The organism is Curtobacterium sp. PsM8 (genome assembly GCF_030433875.1).
GTDB lineage: Bacteria > Actinomycetota > Actinomycetes > Actinomycetales > Microbacteriaceae > Curtobacterium.
This window is the reverse complement of record NZ_JARUXD010000116.1, coordinates 1-6,348: the sequence shown is the minus strand read 5'-3', so window position 1 is coordinate 6,348 and position 6,348 is coordinate 1. Positions and strand designations below refer to the sequence as shown.

4 protein-coding genes are annotated in these 6,348 nt (G+C 71.9%); all 4 read right to left on the bottom strand.

Annotated elements, in window-relative coordinates; all coding sequences use genetic code 11:
• Positions 1-78: 78 nt before the first annotated feature.
• The 4 genes from QCD68_RS16630 to QCD68_RS16615 all read right to left on the bottom strand — a co-directional run bounded on the left by QCD68_RS16630 (position 79) and on the right by QCD68_RS16615 (position 6,130).
• Positions 79-1,155: an aspartate-semialdehyde dehydrogenase gene (locus QCD68_RS16630; protein ID WP_301223821.1), complete on the bottom strand. Its 1,077-nt coding sequence runs from the start codon at positions 1,153-1,155 to the stop codon at positions 79-81.
• Between the two features lie 17 nt (positions 1,156-1,172).
• On the bottom strand, positions 1,173-2,438 hold the full coding sequence (locus QCD68_RS16625) for an aspartate kinase (protein ID WP_110824600.1): 1,266 nt from the start codon (positions 2,436-2,438) through the stop codon (positions 1,173-1,175).
• 162 nt (positions 2,439-2,600) lie between these two features.
• The gene (recR, locus tag QCD68_RS16620; protein WP_111074319.1) at positions 2,601-3,200 is read right to left on the bottom strand and encodes a recombination mediator RecR; all 600 of its coding nucleotides are present in this window, start codon (positions 3,198-3,200) and stop codon (positions 2,601-2,603) included.
• The gene (locus QCD68_RS16615) at positions 3,200-6,130 is read right to left on the bottom strand and encodes a DNA polymerase III subunit gamma and tau (protein WP_301223820.1); all 2,931 of its coding nucleotides are present in this window, start codon (positions 6,128-6,130) and stop codon (positions 3,200-3,202) included. The genes recR and QCD68_RS16615 overlap by 1 nt, the downstream gene beginning before the upstream one ends.
• Positions 6,131-6,348: the final 218 nt, after the last annotated feature.

Below are 6,348 nucleotides of genomic sequence, written 5' to 3'. Positions count from 1 at the left end.
CGTCGGCAGCGTCCGAGGTGTATAAGAGACCGGCCCGCTCCCCGCTGGTCGCGGGCCTCCCGTCCGTCGTGGCGTGCGTCAGGACGCGGCAGCACCGGCCGTGGCGCGGGTCGCGACCACGACCTCGGCGATCTGCACCGCGTTCAGGGCGGCGCCCTTCCGCAGGTTGTCGTTGCTCACGAACAGCGCCAGGCCGTGTCCGGCGGGCGCCGACTGGTCGGCCCGGATGCGGCCGACGAAGGTCGGGTCCTGCCCGGCCGCCTGCAGCGGGGTGGGGACGTCGGACAGCTCGACGCCCGGGGCGGACGCGAGTACCTCGGTCGCGCGCTCCGGTGAGAGCGGGCGCTCGAACTCGGCGTGCACCGAGATCGAGTGACCGGTGAAGACGGGCACACGGACGCAGGTGCCGGCGACGAGCAGGTCCGGCAGGTCGAGGATCTTGCGGCTCTCGTTGCGGAGCTTCTGCTCTTCGTCGGTCTCGCCCGAGCCGTCCTCGACGATGCTGCCGGCGAGCGGGACGACGTCGAACGCGATCGGACGCACGTACTTGACCGGCTCCGGGAACGTCACGGCCGAGCCGTCGTGGGTGAGCGCCGCGGTGTCCTGCTCGAGGGCGGCACGCGCCTGCCCGAGCAGTTCCTCGACGCCCGCCAGCCCGCTGCCGGAGACCGCCTGGTAGGTGGTGGCGACGAGGCGACGCAGACCGGACTCGGTGTCGAGTGCCTTGAGGACCGGCATGATCGCCATCGTCGTGCAGTTCGGGTTCGCGATGATGCCCTTCTCGGCGGCGGCGATCGCGTCCGGGTTCACCTCGCTGACCACGAGCGGGACCTGCGGGTCGAGCCGCCAGGCGCTGGAGTTGTCGATGACGAGGGCGCCGGCGGCGGCGAAGCGGGGAGCCAGCGCGCGGGACGCCGTCGCACCGGCTGAGAAGAGCGCGATGTCGATGCCGGTCGGGTCGGCGGTCTCGGAGTCCTCGACCACGATCTGCTGGCCGCGGAACGGCAGGGTGGTCCCCGCGGAACGGGCGCTCGCGAAGAAGCGGACCGTGTCGGCCGGGAAGTCGCGCTCCTCGAGCAGACGGCGCATCACGGCACCGACCTGACCGGTGGCGCCGACGACCGCGACGGTGAGCTGGGTGTTGTCGGACTGCATGGTGCTCCTGCTCGGGGTCAGCGGCCGGTGCCGGCGTAGACGACGGCTTCGTTGTCGGCGTCGAGACCGAACGCCTCGTGCACGACGCGCATGGCCTCGTTCAGGGTGTCGGCGCGGGTGACGACCGAGATGCGGATCTCCGACGTCGAGATCATCTCGATGTTGATCGAGGCGTCGTGCAGCGCGCGGAACAGCTGCGCTGAGACGCCGGCGTTCGTGCGCATGCCGGCACCGACCAGCGCGAGCTTGCCGATCTGGTCGTCGTACTGGATGCCCTCGTACCCGATGTCGGACTTCGAGACCTCGAGCGCCGTCAGGACGCTCTGGCCCTGGTCCTTCGGCAGCGTGAACGAGATGTCGGTCCGGCCGGTCGATGCCGCCGAGACGTTCTGCACGATCATGTCGATGTTCGCTCCGGCGCGCGCCACGATCGTGAAGATCTCGGCTGCCTTCCCGGGCTGGTCGGGCACGCCGACGACGGTGATCTTGCCCTCGGAGAGGTCGCCGGCGATGCCGGTGATGATCGGTTCTTCCACGGTTTCCCCCTCGGCAGGGTTGTAGACGATGGTGCCCTCGACGTTGCTGAACGAGGAACGGACGTGCAGGGTGACTCCGTGCCGGCGGGCGTACTCGACGGCGCGGATGTAGAGGACCTTCGCACCGGATGCTGCGAGCTCGAGCATCTCCTCGGTCGTGACCCGGTCGATCTTGCGGGCCTTCGGCACGATGCGGGGGTCGGCGGTGAAGATGCCGTCGACGTCGGTGTAGATCTCGCAGACGTCGGCGTCGAGCGCAGCGGCCAGGGCGACGGCGGTCGTGTCGGAACCACCGCGGCCGAGGGTGGTGATCTCCCCCGTGGTGCGGTTGAAGCCCTGGAAGCCGGCGACGATCGCGACGTGCCCGGCGTCGAGCGCCTCACGCACGCGCTTCGGGGTGACGTCGACGATGCGGGCCTTGCCGTGCTGGGCGTCCGTGAGCATGCCGGCCTGGCTGCCCGTGTACGACGAGGCTTCGACCCCGAGGCTCTTGATCGCCATCGCGAGGAGCGCCATCGAGATCCGCTCGCCCGCGGTGAGGAGCATGTCGAGCTCGCGTCCGGCCGGGATCGGCGTGACCTCGTGCGCCAGGTCGACGAGCTCGTCGGTGGTGTCGCCCATCGCGGACACCGCCACGACGACGTCGTTGCCGGCCTTCTTCGTCTCGACGATGCGCTTCGCCACGCGCTTGATGCTCTCGGCATCCGCGACGGACGAACCACCGAACTTCTGCACGATCAAGGCCACGGGCACGCACTCCTGGGGACGGTTCTCCGCGACGTCACGCGGCTCGACAATCGTAGACGGTGTTCCACGGATGTTGCGTCCGAGCGGGTCGGCACGCAACGATCCCGCGTGGGCACCCGGACAGGTCGGCGAGCTGCCGAGCAGTCCGGGTGCGGGTCGGGGTCAGCCGCCGACGACGCGACGGCCCTCGAACGCACGGCCGAGGGTGACCTCGTCCGCGTACTCCAGGTCGCCGCCCACCGGCAGCCCCGAGGCCAGACGGGTCGTGCGGATGCCCATCGGGACGAGCAGTCGGCTGAGGTAGGTCGCGGTCGCCTCGCCCTCGAGGTTCGGGTCCGTGGCGATGATGACCTCGTCCACGGTGCCGTCGGCGAGCCGGACCATGAGCTGCTGGATCCGCAGGTCGTCCGGTCCGACGCCGTCGATCGGGCTGATCGCCCCACCGAGCACGTGGTAGAGCCCCCGGAACTCGCGGGTGCGCTCGATCGCGGCGACGTCCTTGGCTTCCTCGACGACGCAGATCGTCGCCGGCGACCGTCGCGGGTCTCGGCAGATGCTGCACTGCACGTTCTCGGTGACGTTGCCGCAGACCTCGCAGAAGCGGACCCGCTCCTTGACGTCCGCCAGGAGCTCGGACAGGCGGGTCGGGTCGAACGACTCGGTCTGCAGGATGTGGAACGCGATCCGCTGCGCCGACTTCGGACCGATGCCGGGCAGCCGCCCGAACTCGTCGATGAGGTCCTGCACGATGCCGTCGTACATCAGATCGTCCCCTCGGTCAGCGACGTCTCCTCGATGAACTGCGCGCCGAGGATCTCACGCACGACCGCCTCGCCGTAGCGCCCGGGGACCGGGGCGCGACGGGCGCCGGACGGCGCCTGCTGGGCCTGGCGGGACGGCTGCGCCGGGGTGCTTGGCTGCTGCGGAGCGCTCGGCTGCTGTGCGGCAGCCGGCTGCGCGGTCGCCGGCTTGCCTGCAGCGGGCTGCGACGGGGCGCGGCCGGACGGTGCGGAGCGGCCGTGGCCTGGGTCGGGGAACGGCGCGCCGTCGTCGAACGGCTCGTCGTCCAGCGGGTAGTCGTCGACCGGGATGCCGTCGGCCGGCACGGGAGGCGCGGCGGACCCGGACGGGGACGCTGCGGTCCTCGATCGGGTCGGCTCCGGCGACTGTGCGGGCGCAGCTGCCTCGGCAGGAGCGGTCGTCTCGGCAGGCGCGGTCGTCTCGGCAGGCGCGGCCGTCTCGGTAGGCGCGGCGCGCTCGGCCGGGGCGACGGTGGCGTCCGATGGGACGACGCCGAAGGGCGCGCCCCACGCGGGGACGACGTCCTCGGGCACGGCACCGGTCGTCGGGTCCGACGCGGGGATCGTCGCGACGGCCCACTCGGTGACCGGTCCGGAGTCCTGGGCTGCGGGCTGCGCGGGGGCTGATCGCTCGGGAGCTGATCGCTCCGGGGCGGGCCGCTCGGGTGCGGGGCGCTCGGGGGCGGATTCTCCCCGCGGGGCGGAGCGCTCCGGCGTAGGGCGTTCCGACGCCTGGCGTTCCGGCGCAGACGGCTGCGACGCCGACGCCGGATCGGCCTGCGGCTGGCGCTGACCCTGCGGCGTGCGCTGTTCGGGCTGCTGCGGAGACTCTGCCTGCTTCGGCGCCGAAGCCTGCTGCGGCGCCGTGGTCCGGGCGGACTGCTCGGGCTTCGCCGGGGCCTGCTGCACCGGCGTCGGCTGCGGGGGCGCCTGCTGCGCCGGCGGCTGCTGTGCGGGTGCCTGCTGTGCGGGTGCCTGCTGTTCGGGTGCCTGCGCCGGCCGGGCACCGGCAGCGCCCGGTCCGCGTGCCACGAACTTCACCCGGAAACCGAGCAGGTCCGTGATCGCGCTGCGGAGGTGCTCGCTGACGCTGGTGTCCGGCCCGCTCATCTCCTTGAACGAGGCCACGTCCTGCTGGCTCGGGAAGGTCAGGGTCAGGACGTCGTCCTTGAGCGCGGTGACCTGTGCCGTCGCGACGACCGCCCACGCCGAACGCTTGGCGCGCTGGACGTGCTCGACGATCTGCGGCCAGGTGTCCCGCATCTGCTGCAGACCGACCGGGGTCACGGAGCGGACCGCGGGCTCGGACCCGATGACCGTGCCGACTCCGGTGGAGGACGGCGAGGCCTGTCCCTCGGGCTCGGAGTCTCCGGCAGAGCCGGGCTCTGCCGCGGCAGGTTCCGGCTTCCGGGTGGTGGTGTCGGTCGCCGGGACCGCGGCGGCCCAGGACGCTGCGGCGTCGCGTGCCGCTTCGCCCGGGCCCTCGTCCGTGTGCGAGGCCGGGGCCTCGGGAGCAGTGGAGGCAGCGGGAGACGCGGTGCTGGTCGGAGCGGCACCCGCCGGAGCCGGTGGAGCGGCGGACGCAGCAGTCGGCACCGAGGCCGAGGGAGCAGCCACGGGTGCCGCAGCAGGCGCCGTCGGAGCAGATCCCCCCGGAGCAGATCCCCTCGGAGCGGACGTCGTCGCGGCCGGCATCGTCTCCGGCGGAGCCTGGTGTCCGCCGGCATCGCCGACACCGACGCGACGCTCGAGCCGCTCGACACGGGCGAGTGCACCGCGCTGGGTGTCGTCGGCCTCGGGCACGAGCATCCGGGCGACCATGAGTTCGAGGTGCAGTCGGGGCGAGGTCGCACCGGTCATCTCGGTCAGGGCACGGTTGGCGATGTCGGCACCCCGGGAGAGCGCGGTGGCCCCGAAGACCCCAGCCTGGCGGGACATCGTGTCGAGCTCTTCGGGCGAGATGCCGCGGAGGACCGCTCCGGCGCTCTCGTTCGTCGCCGCGACGACGATCAGGTCGCGGAGCCGTTCGAGCAGGTCCTCGACGAAGCGGCGCGGGTCCTGACCGGTCTGGACCACGCGGTCGATCGCCGAGAACGCGGACGCGGGGTCGGCCACGGCGAGCGCGTCGACCACGTCGTCGAGCAGGGCGGCGTCGGTGTAGCCGAGCAGGGCGACGGCCCGCTCGTAGGCGATCGCGCCGTCTTCGCTGCCGGCCATCAGCTGGTCGAGCAGCGACAGGGTGTCGCGCACCGAGCCGCCGCCGGCACGGACCACGAGCGGCAGCACACCGGGTGCGACCGAGACGGACTCCTGCGTGCAGAGCTGCTCGATGTACTCGAGCATCGTGGCCGGCGGGACCAGGCGGAACGGGTAGTGGTGGGTCCGCGACCGGATCGTGCCGATGACCTTCTCGGGCTCGGTGGTGGCGAAGATGAACTTGACGTGCTCGGGCGGTTCCTCGACCAGCTTGAGCAGCGCGTTGAAGCCCTGCGGCGTGACCATGTGCGCTTCGTCGAGGATGAAGATCTTGTAGCGGTCGCGCGCCGGGGCGAAGACGGCACGATCGCGGAGGTCACGGGCGTCGTCGACACCGTTGTGGCTGGCGGCGTCGATCTCGATCACGTCGAGGGAGCCACTGCCGCCACGCGCGAGTTCGACACAGCTGGGGCAGACGCCGCACGGGGTGTCGGTCGGGCCCTCGGCGCAGTTCAGGCAGCGCGCGAGGATGCGTGCCGAGGTCGTCTTGCCGCAGCCGCGCGGGCCGCTGAACAGGTACGCGTGGTTGACGCGGTTGGTCCGGAGTGCGGTGCGGAGCGGGTCCGTCACCTGCGACTGCCCGATCAGCTCGGCGAAGTTCTCGGGCCGGTAACGGCGATACAGGGCGGTGACCACGCGACCAGGGTAGTCGGGACCGCCGACACCTCGACACCGCTCTCCACAGCCCGGCCGACGGCGATCGAAACAGAGCGAGCACGCCCCAGAAACGAAAAAGACTCCTCACGCACGGAACCAACACAGCCCCGGTGTCGGTCGCGAGCACGCCCCCGAAACGAAGAAGACTCCTCACGCACGGAACCAACACAGCCCCGGTGTCGGTCGCGAGCACGCCC